This window comes from Duganella sp. GW821-FHT07G03, from assembly GCF_059418605.1.
Genome location: NZ_JBWKQE010000035.1, coordinates 40,038 through 56,656, shown reverse-complemented (window position 1 = coordinate 56,656; position 16,619 = coordinate 40,038). Strand labels below are relative to the sequence as shown.

General features: G+C 61.2%; 11 protein-coding genes. 7 read left to right on the top strand and 4 right to left on the bottom strand.

Features of this window, described 5'->3' with window-relative positions; all coding sequences use genetic code 11:
* Positions 1-688 precede the first annotated feature (688 nt).
* The 4 genes from lysS to ltrA form a co-directional block, all read right to left on the bottom strand.
* Complete coding sequence (gene lysS, locus AC07OK_RS29205; protein WP_494693560.1) at positions 689-2,218, bottom strand: lysine--tRNA ligase; 1,530 nt, start codon at positions 2,216-2,218, stop codon at positions 689-691.
* A gap of 26 nt (positions 2,219-2,244) precedes the next feature.
* Positions 2,245-2,925, bottom strand: coding sequence for an HAD family hydrolase (locus tag AC07OK_RS29200; RefSeq protein WP_494693559.1), 681 nt, complete (start codon positions 2,923-2,925; stop codon positions 2,245-2,247).
* Positions 2,925-4,029 (bottom strand): peptide chain release factor 2 gene (prfB, locus tag AC07OK_RS29195; RefSeq protein WP_494693558.1). Its coding sequence is split into 2 segments (ribosomal slippage): positions 2,925-3,947 and positions 3,949-4,029, totalling 1,104 coding nucleotides; the frame shifts between segments, so codons are not numbered across the junction. The genes AC07OK_RS29200 and prfB overlap by 1 nt, the downstream gene beginning before the upstream one ends.
* Positions 4,030-4,148: 119 nt before the next feature.
* Positions 4,149-5,849, bottom strand: a complete 1,701-nt coding sequence (gene ltrA, locus AC07OK_RS29190) for a group II intron reverse transcriptase/maturase (protein ID WP_494693557.1) — start codon at positions 5,847-5,849, stop codon at positions 4,149-4,151.
* A gap of 1,338 nt (positions 5,850-7,187) precedes the next feature.
* On the opposite strand from ltrA, the gene AC07OK_RS29185 reads away from it, so the two are divergent.
* From AC07OK_RS29185 to AC07OK_RS29155, 7 genes are all read left to right on the top strand, one after another.
* Complete coding sequence (locus AC07OK_RS29185; protein ID WP_494693556.1) at positions 7,188-9,203, top strand: bifunctional 2',3'-cyclic-nucleotide 2'-phosphodiesterase/3'-nucleotidase; 2,016 nt, start codon at positions 7,188-7,190, stop codon at positions 9,201-9,203.
* An 11-nt stretch (positions 9,204-9,214) separates the two neighbouring features.
* The gene (locus AC07OK_RS29180) at positions 9,215-9,739 is read left to right on the top strand and encodes a tetratricopeptide repeat protein (protein ID WP_494693555.1); all 525 of its coding nucleotides are present in this window, start codon (positions 9,215-9,217) and stop codon (positions 9,737-9,739) included.
* A gap of 229 nt (positions 9,740-9,968) precedes the next feature.
* Positions 9,969-11,126 carry an ABC transporter substrate-binding protein gene (locus AC07OK_RS29175; protein ID WP_494693554.1) on the top strand — a complete coding sequence of 386 codons (1,158 nt, stop codon included), beginning with the start codon at positions 9,969-9,971 and terminating at the stop codon, positions 11,124-11,126.
* A gap of 79 nt (positions 11,127-11,205) precedes the next feature.
* Positions 11,206-12,096, top strand: coding sequence for a branched-chain amino acid ABC transporter permease (locus tag AC07OK_RS29170; RefSeq protein ID WP_008447933.1), 891 nt, complete (start codon positions 11,206-11,208; stop codon positions 12,094-12,096).
* 3 nt (positions 12,097-12,099) lie between these two features.
* Positions 12,100-14,049 carry a branched-chain amino acid ABC transporter ATP-binding protein/permease gene (locus AC07OK_RS29165; RefSeq protein ID WP_494693553.1) on the top strand — a complete coding sequence of 650 codons (1,950 nt, stop codon included), beginning with the start codon at positions 12,100-12,102 and terminating at the stop codon, positions 14,047-14,049.
* Between the two features lie 12 nt (positions 14,050-14,061).
* Entirely contained in the window at positions 14,062-14,790 is a 729-nt protein-coding gene (locus AC07OK_RS29160; protein WP_494693552.1) for an ABC transporter ATP-binding protein, read from the top strand.
* 102 nt (positions 14,791-14,892) lie between these two features.
* On the top strand, positions 14,893-16,596 hold the full coding sequence (locus AC07OK_RS29155; RefSeq protein WP_494693551.1) for a ShlB/FhaC/HecB family hemolysin secretion/activation protein: 1,704 nt from the start codon (positions 14,893-14,895) through the stop codon (positions 16,594-16,596).
* Positions 16,597-16,619 lie beyond the last annotated feature (23 nt).

The following is a 16,619-nucleotide window of genomic DNA, read 5'->3' as shown; positions in this document are numbered from 1 at the left end:
CTTCGCCATCCAGTTTGAAGACCGGGTGCCGCAGGCTTAAACGAAAACCCGTTTACACAGAATACAGTACACCCCCGAGGGGTGGTGGGCTCAAGAGGGAAAGCTTGGGTATTCCAAATCGCAACTTGACCTAAATCTGTCCCATCTTGGCCGGTTGAGGCTGAATTGATGTGCAACTTCCATTGCGCTGCATAAATCAATCGATGAGTTCACACGCTATAGTTGTAGCTATGTGATTCATATCAGTGGCAAATAGCTAAGCTTGGTTAGCATGAACTCAGTTTTATTGACAACATTGGCGTTGCCGCTGCAGTGTACGGAGTTGCTTCTGGGGCGATGTGGCTGGGCAGCTCAGCGTACAGTATGGGCATGATTCGCGGAACTGCTTTCAAATTAGTATCGCACGATTAGGCTCGACTTGATATTCAGGGAGGGACGGGATATGTGCGTTAAACAAATAGCTACGCTGGCATTATCGCTCGGAATCGTTGCGACGTTTGTTTTTGGCGTTGTGCGATTTGGATATAGTACAGCGGTATGCATTCTCACGCTGGACTTGCGCCTTCTCTCCATAGTCACGCTGAGCGGCTTGGCAGTCATGCTGGCATGTGTTATCGCATTGCGCAGGCGTAGATATCGCAACAGATGACGCCGAAAAAAAGCCGCTCAACGAGCGGCTTTTGCTTGATTACTCTTCGCGGCGCAAGTGCGGGAACAGCAGCACGTCGCGGATGTTCGGCGAGTCGGTGATGATCATCATCAGGCGATCGATGCCGATGCCGCAACCGCCGGCCGGCGGCATGCCGTATTCCAGCGCGCGGATGTAGTCGGCGTCGTAGAACATCGCCTCTTCATCGCCTGCATCCTTGGCAGCCACCTGCGACAGGAAGCGGGCCGACTGGTCTTCCGCATCGTTCAACTCGGAGAAGCCGTTGGCGATCTCGCGGCCGACCATGAACAGCTCGAAGCGCTCGGTGATGCCTTCGCGGGTATCCGAGGCACGGGCCAGCGGCGACACTTCGACCGGGTAGTCGATGATGTAGGTCGGTTCCCACAGCTGCGCTTCGGCGGTTTCCTCGAACAGCGCCAGTTGCAGCGCGCCCAGGCCGGCGGTGGCGAACGGCTTGACGCCGAACTTCAGCAGTTCTGTCTTGATGAACTCAGCGTCGTTCAGCTGCTCCGGCGTGTAGCCTGGCGCGTACTTGTTGATCGCATCGACGATGGTCAAGCGGTGGAACGGCTTGGCCAGATCCAGCTCGCGGCCGCCGTAGGTCAGCGTCGCGGTACCGTGCGCGTCGATCGCGGCCTGGCGGATGATCGCTTCGGTGAAGTCCATCAGCCAGTGGTAATCGGTATAGGCCGCGTAGAATTCCATCATCGTGAATTCAGGGTTGTGACGGACCGACACGCCTTCGTTGCGGAAGTTGCGGTTGATCTCGAACACGCGGTCGAAACCGCCCACCACCAGGCGCTTCAGGTACAGCTCAGGCGCGATACGCAGGAACATCTGCATGTCCAGCGCGTTGTGGTGGGTGATGAAAGGCTTGGCCGCGGCGCCGCCAGGGATGGCGTGCAGCATCGGCGTTTCCACTTCCATGAACTCGTTCTTCTCCATGAAGCGGCGCATCGACGAGATCGCGGCGGTGCGCGCCTTGAAGGTGCGGCGCGTCTCTTCGTTCATGATCAGGTCCACGTAGCGCTGGCGGTACTTGGTTTCCTGGTCGGCCAGGCCGTGGAATTTGTCCGGCAGCGGGCGCAGCGACTTGGTGATCAGGCGCAGTTCCGATACCTTGATCGTCAGTTCGTCGGTCTTGGTCTTGAACAGCGTGCCCACCACGCCCAGGATGTCGCCCAGGTCGTAGTGGTGCAGCGCGGCCATGGCGGCTTCGCCGGTCAGGTCCAGCGTGGCGTAGATCTGGATGCGGCCATCGGCCTTCGGGCCCGACGCATCCTGCAGCGTGGCGAAAGCGGCCTTCTTGCCGGCTTCTCGCTTGAGCATCATGCGGCCGGCCAGCACCACGGTCACGGGCGTGGCTTCCAGCTCTTCGCGCGACTTCTCGCCGTACTGCACGTGCAGGTCGGCGGCTTTGTGTTGCGGCTTGAAGTCGTTCGGGAAGGCGATGCCTTGCTCGCGGATGGCGGCCAGCTTGGCGCGGCGCTCGGCGATGATCTTGTTTTCGTCGGGCGCTGCTGCTTGTTCTTGAAGATCCGTAGTCATGGTCTGTTCTTTTGTTGAGGTGATGATTAGTTAATTGCGGCGGCGAAGAGCTCTTCGACATCCAGCTCGCTGAAGTCGCGCACGACCGCGATGACGTTGTCGAATTCGGCGAACGCTTCGGCCGGCAGGGTGGTGGTCAGGACCACCGCGCGCATGCCGGCGCGGCGCGCCGCTTCCACGCCCAGCGGCGCGTCTTCGAACACGATGCTGTTGGCGGGCAGGGCGCCGCTGCGTTCGGCCGCCAGCAGAAACACGTCCGGCGCCGGCTTGCCGCGTGCGACGTCGGCGGCGCCGGCGATGGCGTCGAACTGCTTGCGCAGGTCCAGGCCGTCCAGCGTGAAGTCGATGTTTTCGGTCGGTGCGGCGGTGGCCACGGCCAGCTTGACGCCCGCGCTTTTGGCGCGGGCGATGAAGGCCTCGAACCCGGCGACCGTCGCCAGGTGCGGCGCGTACAGCTCGCGGTACAGCGACTCTTTCTCGAAATCGAGCGCGGCGCTTTCTTCCTTGGTCATCTGCTGATCAAGATAGGTGTTCATGATTTCATGACTCTGGCGGCCGGCCGTGGCGCGGAAGAAGTCTTCGGCGTCGACGTCGTGGCCGCGACGGGCGAAAAAGGCCAGCCACGATTTGGTGTGGAAGGCCATGTTGTCGACGATGGTGCCGTCCATGTCGAAAATGAACGCGCGCTGCGAATTCGAGGTGCTCATTAGACGCCTTGTTTTAGCGATGCCGAGATGAAGTCGTCCAGGTCGCCGTCCAGCACGCCCTTGGTGTTGCCGGTCTCGAAGTTGGTGCGCAAGTCCTTGATGCGGGACTGGTCCAGCACATAGGAGCGGATCTGGTGGCCCCAGCCGACGTCGGTCTTGGAGTCTTCCAGCTTCTGCTGCTCGCTCATGCGCTTGCGCAGTTCCATCTCGTACAGCTTCGCCTTCAGCATTTCCATCGCCTCGGCCTTGTTGCGGTGCTGCGAGCGGTCGTTCTGGCACTGGACCACGATGCCGGACGGGCCGTGCGTCAGACGCACCGCGGAGTCGGTTTTGTTAATGTGCTGACCACCGGCGCCGGACGCGCGGTAGGTATCGATGCGCAGGTCGGCGGGGTTGATCTCGATGTCGATCGAGTCATCCACTTCCGGGTACACGAACAGCGACGTGAACGAGGTATGGCGGCCGTTGGCCGAGTCGAACGGCGACTTGCGCACCAGGCGGTGCACGCCGGTCTCGGTGCGCAGGTAGCCGTAGGCGTAGTCGCCTTCGACCTTGATGGTGGCGGTCTTGATGCCGGCCACCTCGCCGTCGGATTGTTCCATGACCTCGACCTTGAAGCCCTTGCGTTCCGCGTAGCGCACATACTGGCGCAGCAGCATCGACGCCCAGTCCTGGGCCTCGGTGCCGCCGGCGCCGGCCTGGATGTCGACGAAGCAGTTGTTCGGGTCCATCGGATTGTTGAACATCCGGCGGAACTCCATGCCCTCGATGACCAGGCGCACGTCCTCGGCATCGACGATCAGCGCTTCAAGCGTGTCGTCGTCGCCTTCTTCCTTGGCCATGGCGAACAGGTCGCTCATGTCTTTGAGGTCGGTGTCGGCCTTGGTCAGCGCGAAGACGATGGCTTCGAGCGATTTCTTTTCCTTGCCGAGATCCTGGGCCTTTTTCGGGTCGTTCCAGACCGTCGGGTCTTCCAGTTCTTCGTTTACTTGTTCGAGTTTCTCTGACTTTTTATCGAAGTCAAAGATACCTCCGTAGTTCGGCTTCGCGCGAGGTCATATCGGCGAGCAGGGCGGAGAGGGCGTTGATGCGTTCGGCTTCCATGTTTTCTTCTTTTCTAAGGCTGAAATGTAGGGTAGGAGAGACCCGTTACCGGACTCTCTCCCCCCTAAGAACCGTGCATGCGACTTTCACCGCACACGGCTCAAGCATAATAAAAGCCTCTATTCAGAGGCCGGTTTCACAACTTTCAACTTCAGGCTGTGAACCTGGGTATGGCAGTTTGGATGCAATAGAACGCGATTTCCAAGAACATCGGAGCCGCCGTCCACACGGTGTACTATGTGGTGGTCATGCCATCCTGTGTCCATATCCATCGCGCAACCGCATAGCGCGCACATACCTCGTTGGGAAACGTATAGTTTAACCCATTCAGTGCGGTACCGCATCTTATTGAGCATGCGTTCCTGCTGAAGAAGCTCGCCGTACATCTCCCAATTTGGGTCATAAGGGTGATAAGCGCCCTTAATTTTCTTGTGGCGTTCAATGGGCGTACTTGATAAAGAGTACAGTTCCATCCAACCGCGACTGCCATCTTTTCTGCTTACTCCTGCGGCAAACACCCAAGCCCGGTCACCGATTGATCGCCAATATTTCCAGCGAATCCACTCCGTGCTCTTGTTTGGATGCCTGCGTTTGGCCCAGCGCACCAATCGCCAGTACAACAGCGTGTCGATGCGCGAAAACGTCTCTTTGGCGACGACTGGGCTGTGATATTGCGCCCAGCCCCTCAGCATCGGATTGAGCAGGGTGATCAAATCCTCCTGCGTTTCACTGATGCTGCTGCCGATGACCGTCCTCAGCTTTTCATAGAACGTCTTCACGTTCTTCTTACTCGGCTTGATGAGCAGGGTTCCCGAGTATTTTCGGAAATTCCACCCGAGGAAGTCAAAGCCCTCGTCAATGTGCACGACTTTGGTTTTGGCCAAGGCAAGTCGCAGTCCCCGCTCCGCAAGGAATGCCTCTACCCATGGCCTTACCTCGTTTTCAAGGAGCTCTTTTGAAGCACCCGTAATAACAAAGTCGTCCGCGTACCTGATAACACCGACTTTGAGCTTCTGAACCTTGGCCGGGCCCCATTTCACACCGAGGTGTTTGATGAGTCCAGTTTCCAGTCCATTCAGCGTCCAGTTCGCCGCCGCAGGGGAAATGATGCCTCCCTGTGGCGTTCCTGCCGTCGTTGCAAGCATATGCGCGCGGTCCACAACCCCGCACTTCAACCACTTCCGAAGGACCGACCTGTCCATCCGGACATGGCCGAGCATCCAGTCGTGATTGATGTTGTCGAAGAAGCCTTCGATATCGGCATCCAATACCCATTGAGCCGAAGCTTTCTGGGACAGTCTGACAAATATCTGCGACATCGCATCGGCCGTTGAGCGGTTTTTCCTGAATCCGTATGAATTTGGATCGCTCACCGATTCCAAGACCGGATCGAGTCCCAGCAAATGCAGCGCCTGCTGGGCACGGTCGATCATGCAGGGGATGCCCAGCGGGCGCATCTTCCCGTTCGATTTTGGAATATAGACCCTGCGTAATGCACGGGGCCGATAACCGTGCGTCTTCAACCGCGCAACCGCAGCAAACTTCTGCTGCGGTGTTTCCCAAAGTTCGCGGTCGACTCCCGCCGTCCGCTTGCCTTGATTTTCGGTCACTCGTTTAACTGCCAGCGCCTTCGCGCAAAACGAGCGGGTCAGCCACCGTTGTAAGGCTTTCACCTTGCGCCAGTTGCCTTCCTGCGTTGTCTTCGTTAATCGAATCTGCATGGCTCTCACGTTCTGTTGGACCAGTCGCCAGTTGATGGCCGACCATTCCAATGGGGCGTGCGAGGACGCAGAACCGATCTGATGATCAGTTACTCTCATGCTGAGCCTCGGGTAGTAGTGCCCGCCGAGGACGCGATTCTCCCCGAAGGGAAAACAGCGACCCTTCGGGGCGGTTGAAAATGACTACTAAAGTTTATGCAGTCGTTGAACGACTATTACACCAGATGGAAGTGGGCGTCCTTTCGGACTGGGACAAATCTTGAATCCCTATCCGGGCCATTACAGTCCGGCGTTCGCTTTCTCCATCATCCTCTATCCGCTCCTCCGACAGCTCCCCTCGCGGGTCGCCTGCCATCTTCCGGACTCCGGAGGCGATGGCGGAAAATCGGACTTACCACGTTCCCTGCAATGCCGACGCGACCAGCGATTGCGTCGCGACTAACCGGTTAGGGCCTGTCTATTCCCCGATGGTTTTATGACGACGTATCCCCAAGTTTGAAAGGGATAACCAACCACATACCATTTTGGTTAAGGCCAACAGCAGTTTGGGCCTTTCAATCGTTACGAGGATTCAAGCGACAGTTCACTTACGTTGCCCATGCGGCATTCACCTAGCCCCTCGACCGCCTTGCTGCTGGCAGTGTCCACCGACTTGCTCGCGCAAATCCAGTGCCAAGTAAAACTGGGGGTACATTTTTCTCAAGGCTTCACACCCCGTCATTGCTGGCGACGCATGCTTGAGTAGGTGACGAATGGTCGTACACTCGGTTGTGGCGGCATCCAATCGTAACGTCGGGATTGAATGGAGCACAACAAGGCATCACAGAGCTTTGCGCTCTGAGTCTAAGATTGCGACAAGTAGACGTCGCAACCTATCCTTGAAAGGAGGCTGGCTATAAAGAAATTGTAAGCAGATGTGAAAATGCCTACTTTTGCATGCCTCTGAACACGATTTAAGTCTCGTAAGACAGGAATCGGCAAAATCCGTTCCTAACTGCAAAGACACTTGCAATTGGAGAATTTCTGCATGGATTCCTAAAGAATCGTACTCAACAAAGAGCTTCCGTTTTTGACAGAAGTTCCCGTCTCTAAAATCCCTGATAAATCAGGGACATATCACGCATTTGCGCGACGTTTCAAGGGCTGGGAATGTTTCTAGAGTCCTAGCATGCTCTGAACGCGACACGATGTCGCACCAAACCTTCGATTATACCCTAGCCGAGCCGCTCCTTCCCAGCTAAATAGCCAGTGAGGCGACGGGCAGGCACGCGATCGCTCCCGGTCCGCCCCGTCGGGCGCGAAATGCTGACTTTTTTACCACAAAAAGAATAAAATACGGCCCCTATGCCTTAAGTAGCTTGATGCAAGGAAATCCTCTGCGTATGATGTTGCGCATCGGTCCGTTGCCAAAAAGTTGCAACTTTAGATAATTTATCCATGCGTTCAGCGGTTTGCTGCATCTCCCTCGCGTTGCCCACCATGTTGCTCGGCTGTGCCGGTCTGCCGCAGGGCGCCCGGCCGCTTGCGGGCGCCGAGGCCACGCTGGCGCTGTTGGAGACCACCGACCTGCATGCGACCGTGCTCAGTTACGACTATTACAAGCTCAAGACCGATCCGTCGATCGGCCTTGAGCGCACCGCGACCTTGATCAAGCAGGCGCGCGCCGAATTCCCCAATAATCTGCTGCTCGATAACGGTGACGCCATCCAGGGCACGGCGCTGGCCGACTACCAGGCGCTGGTCGCGCCGGTCGCTTGCGGCGACACGCTGGCCATCTACAAGGCGATGAACCTGTTGGGCGTGGACGGCGGTGGCATCGGCAATCACGAATTCAATTACGGCCTGGCGTACCTGAACCAGGTCACCGCCAGCCATTTTGACGTGGACGGCGTGCCCGCCGACGCGCCGCGCTGCGCCGGGCCTCACTTTCCCATCGTGCTGGCCAATATCTACAGCGCCCGGACCAGGCAACCATTGTTCGAGCCATACCGCATCCTCACGCGGCAGATCAGCGCCACCGGTCCGGATGGCAAGCCGGTGACGGCGACCATCAAGGTCGGCATCATCGGCTTCGCGCCGACGGTGGTCATGTCCTGGGACCAGCATTGGCTGGAAGGTAAAGTCTACGCCGAGGGCGTGCGCGAAACGGCGCAGAAGTACATTCCACAGATGCGCGCGCAGGGAGCGGACCTGGTGGTGGCCATCTCGCACGGCGGCCTCGATGGCGCGCCGTACTCGCCGGAGATGGAAAACGCCAACTACTACCTGGCGCAAGTGCCCGGCGTGGACGCGATGATGATCGGTCACTCGCACCAGCCGTTCCCGGACGCGGCCAGCAAGGTGCCGGAATTCGGCCTGCCGAACGTGGACAAGGCCAATGGCACCGTCCATGGCGTGCCCGTCGTGATGGCCAACCTGTGGGGCAAGCATCTGGGCGTGATCGGCCTGCGCCTCAAATACGACGGCAACGCCTGGGTGGTGGACAAGAGCCGCACCACGGTTGAAGTACGCTCGACCCGGAACGCCGATGGCAGCTACATCGCAGCCGATCCGGCTGTCGCGCCGCTGGTGGCCGCCGAACACGAGGCCACCATCGGCTACGTGAAAACCCCGGTCGGCACCAGCGACTTCCGCATGACGACTTATTTCGCCGACGTCGGCGACATCAGCGCCATCGAGGTGGTGAACCAGGCGCAGACCGCCTACGTGCAGAACTACGTCAATGCCAAGCTGCCGCAGTACGCAACGCTGCCGGTGCTGTCGATGGCGTCGCCGTTCAAGGCCGGTGCGGCCGGCGCGGGCGACTACACCGACGTCAAGGCCGGCGGCCTGGCGCTGAACAACGTGGCCGACCTGTATCTGTACCCGAACGCGCTGCACGTGGTGAAGGTGGACGGCGCCGTCCTGAAAGCCTGGCTGGAAAAGGCGGCGGAGCGCTTCAACCGCATCGATCCGGCCAGCAGCGCGCAGCAGGAGCTGGTCAACACGGCCACCCCGGGATTCAACTTCGACATGCTGAGCAGCGCCGATGTCAGCTACCAGATCGACGTCACCAAGCCGGTCGGCCAGCGCATCACCGCCTTGCTGTACAAGGGGGCGGCCATGGCGCCGATGCAGGAATTCCTGGTCGCGACCAATAACTACCGCGCCAGTGGTGGCGGTGCTTTCCCTGGGCTGGACGGCAGCAAGACCATACTGGCGTCGCCGGATGCCAGCCGCGATGTGCTGATTGCCTACATCCAGCAGCGCAAGAACGTCAGCCGCGCCGGCAACGGCTCGACGCGCAGCTGGCGTTTCGCACCGGTGGCGACCAAGGGCACGGTGGTGTTTCACTCCGCCCCCGACATGGTGGAACTGGCGAGGGAGGCGGGCCTGAAGTCAGTCTCGCAGATTAAAACGGACGATGGCGGCGGCAAGGGCCTGGCCCTGTACAGCATCGATTTGTCGTTATGAGTGGAGGGCGCATGAAGCAGTTGCTGGCGGTGAGATTGATGACGATAGTGCTGGCGGCGGGCGCCGCAGGCGCCGTCGCGGCCGGACCGGTCGACGAAGCGCGCCACTACCTGCGCGGCGGTTCCGGCGCACCCGCCAACCTGCCGAAAGCATTTTCGATCTTCAGCGCCGCCGCCAAGTCCGGCGATCCGCTGGCTGCCTACTATCTGGGCATGATGTACCGGAACGGCATGGCGGTCGCGCGCGACACCAAGGCTGCGGCCCACTGGTTGCAGTTCGCGGCCAGCCGGCAGATGCCGGCCGCGATGTTCGCGCTGGCGAACCTGTATCTGAGCGGCGACGGCGTCAAGCGCGACGAGCAGGCCGCGCGCCGCCTGATAGAAAAAGCGGCGGACTTGGAGTATCCTGAAGCGGTGATGGCGATGGCCATCGGCCTGCGGGACGGCTCGATGGGCTTCGACCGCAACGAAGCGCTGTCCGAAACCCAGATGCGCTTCGCCAATCGCGCGCTGGCGCAGCGCACGTCCGGCATGTAGTGCAGGCCAAATGCAGGCCAAATTGCCGCCCAATTCTTACAACCAGCTTACACGCGGTGCCCCTTGGCGGCTTGCTGCGACGCCGCACATCTAGCAGTTGCTGCTGCCGTTCTACTAACCTACAATGCTCCATCGATGGTGCAGCTATCCAGCCGAGTTTCGCACGTAGGCAGCACGTAAGCAGCACGTAAGCAGCTACTATAAAAACGTTGTAAACAGGAGATGACAGATGAATTTCAAGTTGAAAATGCTCGTTGCGGGCATGGCACTCGGTTTCTCGGCTTCCGTGATGGCGGCAGAACCCATCAAGATCGGCGTGGCCGGTCCTTTCACCGGCGGTTCCGCGCCGATGGGGGTGTCGATGCGCGACGGCGTCAAACTGGCCGTGGCGGAGATCAACGCCAAGGGTGGCCTGCTGGGTCGCCAGATCCAGCTGATCGAACGCGACGACGAAGCCAAGAACGAGCGCGGCGTGCAGATCGCCCAGGAACTGATCAACAAAGAGAAAGTCACCGCCACCGTCGGCTACATCAACACCGGCGTGGCCCTGGCCTCGCAGCGCTTCTACCAGGAAGCCAAGATCCCGGTCATGAACAACGTCGCCACCGGCTCCATCGTCACCAAGCAGTTCGCCGACCAGCCTGAGAACTACATCTTCCGCAACTCGGCCAACGACACGATCCAGTCGCACATGATCGTGCAGGAAGCGATCGACACGCGCAAGTTCAAGAAGGTCGCCATCCTGGCCGATTCCACCAACTACGGCCAGCTCGGTCGCGAGGACCTGGAAAAAGCGCTGGATAAAAAAGGCATCAAGGCCGTCGCCATCGAAAAATACAATCTGAAGGACGTCGACATGACGGCCCAGCTGCTCAAGGCCAAGCAGGCCGGCGCCGAGGTGGTGCTGACCTACGGTATCGGCCCGGAGCTGGCGCAGATCGCCAACGGCATGGAAAAACTGGGCTGGAAAGTGCCGCTGATCGGCAGCTGGACGCTGTCGATGGCGAACTTCATCGACAACGCCGGCAAGAACGGCAACGGCACCCGCATGCCGCAGACCTTCATCCAGGAGCCGACCTCGCCCAAGCGCAAAGCCTTCATCGACGCTTATGTGAAGGCCTACCATCCACCTGGCGACCGCATGCCGTCGCCGGTGTCGGCAGCGCAGGGCTACGATTCGATCTACCTGCTGGCGGCCGCCATCAAGCAGGCCGGTTCCACCGAAGGCCCGAAGGTCAAGGCCGCGCTGGAAAGCCTGAACGAAAAGGTTGACGGCGTCGTCACCACCTACAGCAAGCCGTTCAGCAAAGACAACCACGAAGCGATCACCGCCGACATCACCGTCTTCGGTGAAGTCAAGGACGGCAAAGTAGTGCCGGTCAAGTAAGCTCGCGCCGCATTGGTACCGGCCAGTCTTGAGGATTCAAGCCTGGCCTTTTTCTTGTCGTCCTACAGTGGTGGTCATCATGGAAATCTTCCTGCAACTGGCATTCAGCGGCATCGCGCTCGGCATGATCTACGCCGTCATCGCGTTCGGCTATCAGCTCACCTTCGCCACTTCCGGCACGCTTAACTTCGGCCAGGGGGAGTCGCTGATGCTGGGTGCACTGGTCGGGCTTAGCCTGGTCGGCACCATCCACGGCGGGCCTTACATGAGCTATCTGCTGATGATCCCACTGGTGATCGTGTTCGGCGCGCTGCAGGGCATGTTCGTCGAGTGGATAGGCGTGCGGCCGGCGATCAAGATCAAGTCGGAATTCGGCTGGATCATGTCGACCATCGCGCTGGCCATCATCTTCAAGAACGTGGCCGAGAATATCTGGGGCAAGGACGACCTGACCTTCCCGTCGCCGCTGAGCTCCACGCCGTTCCAGGTGCTGGGCGCGAACGTGCAGCCGATGCAGGTGGCGGTGATCGTCGGCGCGCTGGCCATCATGGCGGCGGTGGAGATCTTCAACCGCAAATCGATCTACGGCAAGGCCGTGGTGGCCACCGCCAACGACCGCGACGCGGCGGGCCTGATGGGCATTAACACCCGCATGGTGATCACCTTCTCGTATGCGTTGTCGTCGGCCACGGCGGCATTCGCCGGCGTGCTGGTGGCGCCATTGACGCTGACCGGCGCGACGATGGGCGCCTCGCTGGGCCTGAAGGCGTTCGCGGTGGCCATCATCGGCGGCTTGACCTCGGGCGTGGGCGCCATCGTCGGCGGCCTGATACTGGGCATCGCCGAGACCACCACCGGCTACTACATCTCGACCGGCTACAAGGAAGTACCGGGATTGCTGCTGCTCCTGCTGGTACTGGCGATCAAGCCGTCCGGCCTGTTCGGCAAAGCCGCCATCAAAAAGGTCTGACCCATGAATAAGAAACTCCTCGCGGCGAGCGTATTGGGACTGGCGGCGCTGGTGCTGTATCCGGTGCTGATCCCGAATCCGTACTACATCCATTTGTTTGAAACGATACTGATCTACGCCATCCTGCTGTTCGGATTGGACATCGTGGTCGGCTACACGGGGCAGGTATCGCTGGGCCACGCCGGCCTGTTTGGCATCGGCTCCTACGCCACCGGCGTGATGGTGTTCAAGCTTGGCGCGCCGTTCTGGATCGCGATCCCGGCCAGCGTGGCCGGTGCCGCGGTGTTTGGCGCCATCCTCGCCCTGCCGGCCTTGCGCGTCACCGGCCCATACCTGGCGATGGTGACGCTGGCCTTCGGCACCATCATCCAGATCCTGATCAACGAGATGACCTTCCTCACCGAAGGCCCGATGGGCATCAAGATCGGCAAGCCCACCATCATCGGCCAAAAGCTCGGTGAAGTCGGCTACTACTACATGGTGGCGGCGCTGATGGTGGTGTCGCTGATCGTCGTGCACCGCATATTGAAATCGAACCTGGGCCGTGCCTTCGAGGCGCTGCGCGACAGCCCGATCGCCTCCGATTGCATGGGCGTCTCGGTGTATCGCTACAAGGTCTACGCCTTCATCATCAGCGCCGGCTTTGCCGGCTTGGCCGGCAGCCTGTATGCGTATTCGGAAGAGTATATCTCGCCCAACACCTACAACTTCGAGCTGACCATCCTGTTCCTGCTGGCGGTGATCATGGGCGGCCGCAAGACCCGTTCCGGCTCGCTGATCGGCGCGATGATCGTGGTGATGCTGCCTAGCCTGTTGGCCGATATTGAGCTGTTCCGCCAGATCGCCGTGGCCGCCGCCGTGCTGGGCGTGGTCGGCTCGGCGTGGATGCTGTACAAGAAGCGCGCCACCGTGCGCGGCGTGATGGTGCCGCTGATCGCCACCATCGGCATGGCGGGCTACTCCTACAAACTGGAAAATATCGTCGACTGGCGCCTGACCATCTTCGGTTTGATGACGCTGTTCGTGGTCTACTATCTGCAAGACGGCATCGTCGGCTTCCTGCAAAGCCTGATGGGGCGGGGCGCCGTGCATGCCAAGGCGGTGCAGGCCAGCGGCGCCGAGCCGTTCGCGCGCGCCAAGGGCGGTGCGGCCGGCGAGACGCTGCTCAGCGTTGACCAGATACTGATGCAGTTCGGCGGCCTGAAGGCGCTCAACCAGGTCGACTTGCACGTGGTGCAGGGATCGGTGCACGGCTTGATCGGCCCTAACGGCTCCGGCAAGAGCACCATGATGAACGTGCTGACCGGGATCTACAAACCCACCGCCGGCAAGGTGTCGTTTGCTGGCGCGGTGATCTCCGGCCGCACGCCGTCCGAGATCGCGCTGGGCGGCGTGGCGCGCACCTTCCAGAACGTGCAGTTGTTCGGCGAGATGACGGCGACCGAGAACGTCCTGGTCGGCCTGCACAACACCTTCGAATCGAATGTGCTGGATGTGATGCTGCAGACGCCACGCTACAAGCGCGAGGAGCGCGCCGCGCGCGAGCGGGCCGCCAGCATCCTGGAGTTCGTCGGCCTGACCGCCATGGCCGACGAAGAGGCGCGCAACCTCCCATACGGAAAACAGCGCCTGCTGGAGATCGGCCGCGCGCTGGGCCTCAGCCCGCGCCTGTTGCTGCTCGATGAACCGGCGGCCGGCCTGACCGCGCCGGACATCAAGGAGCTGATGGCGATCATCCGCAAGATCCGCGACCACGGCATCACCATCATCCTGATCGAGCACCACATGGACGTGGTGATGTCCTTGTCCGACACGGTGACGGTGCTGGACTTCGGCCAGAAGATCGCCGAAGGCAAACCGGCCGCCGTGCAGAGCGACCCCAAGGTGATCGAAGCCTACCTGGGCGGCAGCGGTGAAGAACACGGTGGCACCAAAGCGCCTGCGGCGCATTAACGAGGACAGCACATGCTATCGATCACCAATCTGCAAGCGTCGTACGGCAAAGTCGAAGTCCTGCACGGCATCTCGCTGGAGGTCCCCAAGGGCAAGCTGGTCACGCTGATCGGCTCCAACGGCGCCGGCAAGACCACCACCATGCGGGCCATTTCCGGCATGATCAAACCCAAAGGCGGCAAGGTCACGCTGGGCGGCAAGGACATCACCGGCGCCGATTCTCACATGATCGCGCGCGCCGGCCTGGCCCATTCGCCGGAAGGACGGCGCGTGTTCGCGTCGATGACGGTCACGGACAACCTGCTGCTGGGCGCCTTCCCACGCTTCACGCGCGCGCGGCCCAAGGGCGACATCAAGCACGACCTGGAAAAGGCGCTGGAGCTGTTCCCGCGCCTGAAGGAACGCCAGCACCAGCTGGCCGGCACGCTGTCCGGCGGCGAGCAGCAGATGCTGGCGATGGCGCGCGCCGTCATGCTCAATCCGGAAGTGATCCTGCTCGACGAGCCGTCGATGGGCCTGGCGCCCATTCTGGTGGAGGAAGTGTTCCGCATCATCCAGCGCCTGAAATCCGAAGGCGTGACGATGCTGCTGGTGGAGCAGTTCGCCGCCGCCGCGCTCAACGTTGCCGACTACGGCTATGTGCTGGAAAATGGCGCGATCTCGGTCCACGGCCCGGCGGAAAGCTTGAAAACCGACCCGAAAGTGATCGCGGCCTACCTCGGTGGCGGGCAAGGGCACTAAGCAACTATCAGAATAAAAGTTATATATTTTAGAATAAATTAATTGCCATACGGAAACTCGATAGATATAATTTGCAACTGTTGAGTTTTTGTAAGGCAATTAATGCAACAAATAAGCAGTCGGTTGCGCGGCGCGGTACTGCTGTGCAGCCTGGTCCACCACGGCGCGCACGGCCAGAGCCAGGCCGAGATCGCGGCGCAGCAAATCCAGCGTCAGCAACAGAAGGAGCGGGCACAGAACGAGCAGGCCGAGGAGCAGCGGCCCGCCGTGCGGCTGCCGCGCGAGCCGGTCCAGGCCGCGGCAGGCTATCCGCTGAACGAGACCCCGTGTTTCCCGATCCGCCACATTGCCCTGCAGGGCGACCAGGCGGCGCGGTTCGCCTGGGCGCTGGACGCGGCCGCCGATGCCGCCGGCCTGTGCCTGGGCAGTGGCGGCGTCAACGCCGTGATCGGCAAGGTGCAGAACGCGCTGATCGCGGCCGGCTACGTCACCACCCGCGTGCTGGCCGCGCCGCAGGACCTGCGCGGCGGCGAGCTGCAACTGGTGCTGGTGCCGGGCCGTATCCGCACGATCCGTTACGCCGCACCGGCGGCCGGCGCCAGCAACGACCGCGCCTCCTGGCGCACCGCGCTGCCGGCCCGGCCCGGCGACCTGCTCAACCTGCGCGACATCGAGCAGGCGCTGGAAAACCTCAAGCGCGTGCCGACCGCCGAGGCCGATATCGAAATCGTGCCCGGCGAGCAGCCCGGCGAAAGCGACCTGCTGATCAAGTGGCGCCAGGCGCTGCCGGTGCGCCTGAGCCTGTCTGCCGACGACAGCGGCAGCGACTCCACTGGCAAATACCAGGGCGGCGCCACGCTGTCGCTGGACAATCTGCTGGGCTGGCAGGAGCTGGCCTATGTCAGCGTCACCCGCGACCTGTCCGGTGTCGGCGCGGGCCGCGACCACGGCACCCGCAACTACGCGCTGCACTATTCGATGCCGGCCGGGTATTGGCTGTTCTCGCTCAACGCCAGCCGCTACCGCTACTACCAGGGCATCGCCGGCGCCAACCAGACCTATGTGTACAGCGGCACCAGCGGCAACCTGGAGTTCAAGGCCGCGCGCGTGCTGTACCGCGACGCCGCGCGCAAGACCACCGCCTCGCTGCGCCTGTACCGCCGCCGCAGCAACAACTTCATCGACGATACCGAAGTGCAGGTGCAGCGCCGCCAGATGGGCGGCCACGAGCTGGGCCTGTCGCACAAGGAATTCCTCGGCGACGCCACGCTGGACGCCAACCTGCTCTACAAGCGCGGTTCCCATCTGTTCGGCACCTTGCCGGCGCCCGAGGAACAGTTCGACGACGGCACCGCGCGGCCCACCATCGTCAATGCCGACGCCACGCTGACGCTGCCGTTCGCGCTGCGTTCGGTCAAGCTGCAATACCAGGCCAACTGGCGCGCGCAATGGAACCGCTCGACGCTGATCCCGCAGGACCGCTTCGCCATCGGCGGGCGCTACACGGTGCGCGGTTTCGACGGCGAGGCCAGCCTGTCGGCCGAGCGCGGCTGGCTGCTGCGTAACGACCTCGGCTGGTCGATCAACGAGCGAACCCAGTTGTACCTGGGCCTGGACTATGGCCAGGTCGCGGGGCCGCACGCCGCCGCGCTGGCGGGCACCAGTCTGGCCGGCGGCGCGCTCGGCTGGCGCGGCCAGTTCGGCGGCGCCCAGATCGATCTCTTCATCGGGCGGCCGATCCGCAAGCCCGAACATTTCCGCACCGCCCACAATGCCGGCGGCTTCAACGTCAACTATCAGTATTAATTTTCTTGGCCGGCCCCAACCCC

Bases quoted from the DNA above. Each gene is read 5' to 3' on its own strand.
- ltrA (WP_494693557.1), bottom strand. From the start codon at position 5,849: ATGAGAGTAACTGATCATCAGATCGGTTCTGCGTCCTCGCACGCCCCA.
- AC07OK_RS29155 (WP_494693551.1), top strand. From the start codon at position 14,893: ATGCAACAAATAAGCAGTCGGTTGCGCGGCGCGGTACTGCTGTGCAGC.
- AC07OK_RS29175 (WP_494693554.1), top strand. From the start codon at position 9,969: ATGAATTTCAAGTTGAAAATGCTCGTTGCGGGCATGGCACTCGGTTTC.
- AC07OK_RS29200 (WP_494693559.1), bottom strand. From the start codon at position 2,925: ATGAGCACCTCGAATTCGCAGCGCGCGTTCATTTTCGACATGGACGGC.
- AC07OK_RS29170 (WP_008447933.1), top strand. From the start codon at position 11,206: ATGGAAATCTTCCTGCAACTGGCATTCAGCGGCATCGCGCTCGGCATG.
- AC07OK_RS29185 (WP_494693556.1), top strand. From the start codon at position 7,188: ATGCGTTCAGCGGTTTGCTGCATCTCCCTCGCGTTGCCCACCATGTTG.
- lysS (WP_494693560.1), bottom strand. From the start codon at position 2,218: ATGACTACGGATCTTCAAGAACAAGCAGCAGCGCCCGACGAAAACAAG.
- AC07OK_RS29165 (WP_494693553.1), top strand. From the start codon at position 12,100: ATGAATAAGAAACTCCTCGCGGCGAGCGTATTGGGACTGGCGGCGCTG.
- AC07OK_RS29160 (WP_494693552.1), top strand. From the start codon at position 14,062: ATGCTATCGATCACCAATCTGCAAGCGTCGTACGGCAAAGTCGAAGTC.
- AC07OK_RS29180 (WP_494693555.1), top strand. From the start codon at position 9,215: ATGAAGCAGTTGCTGGCGGTGAGATTGATGACGATAGTGCTGGCGGCG.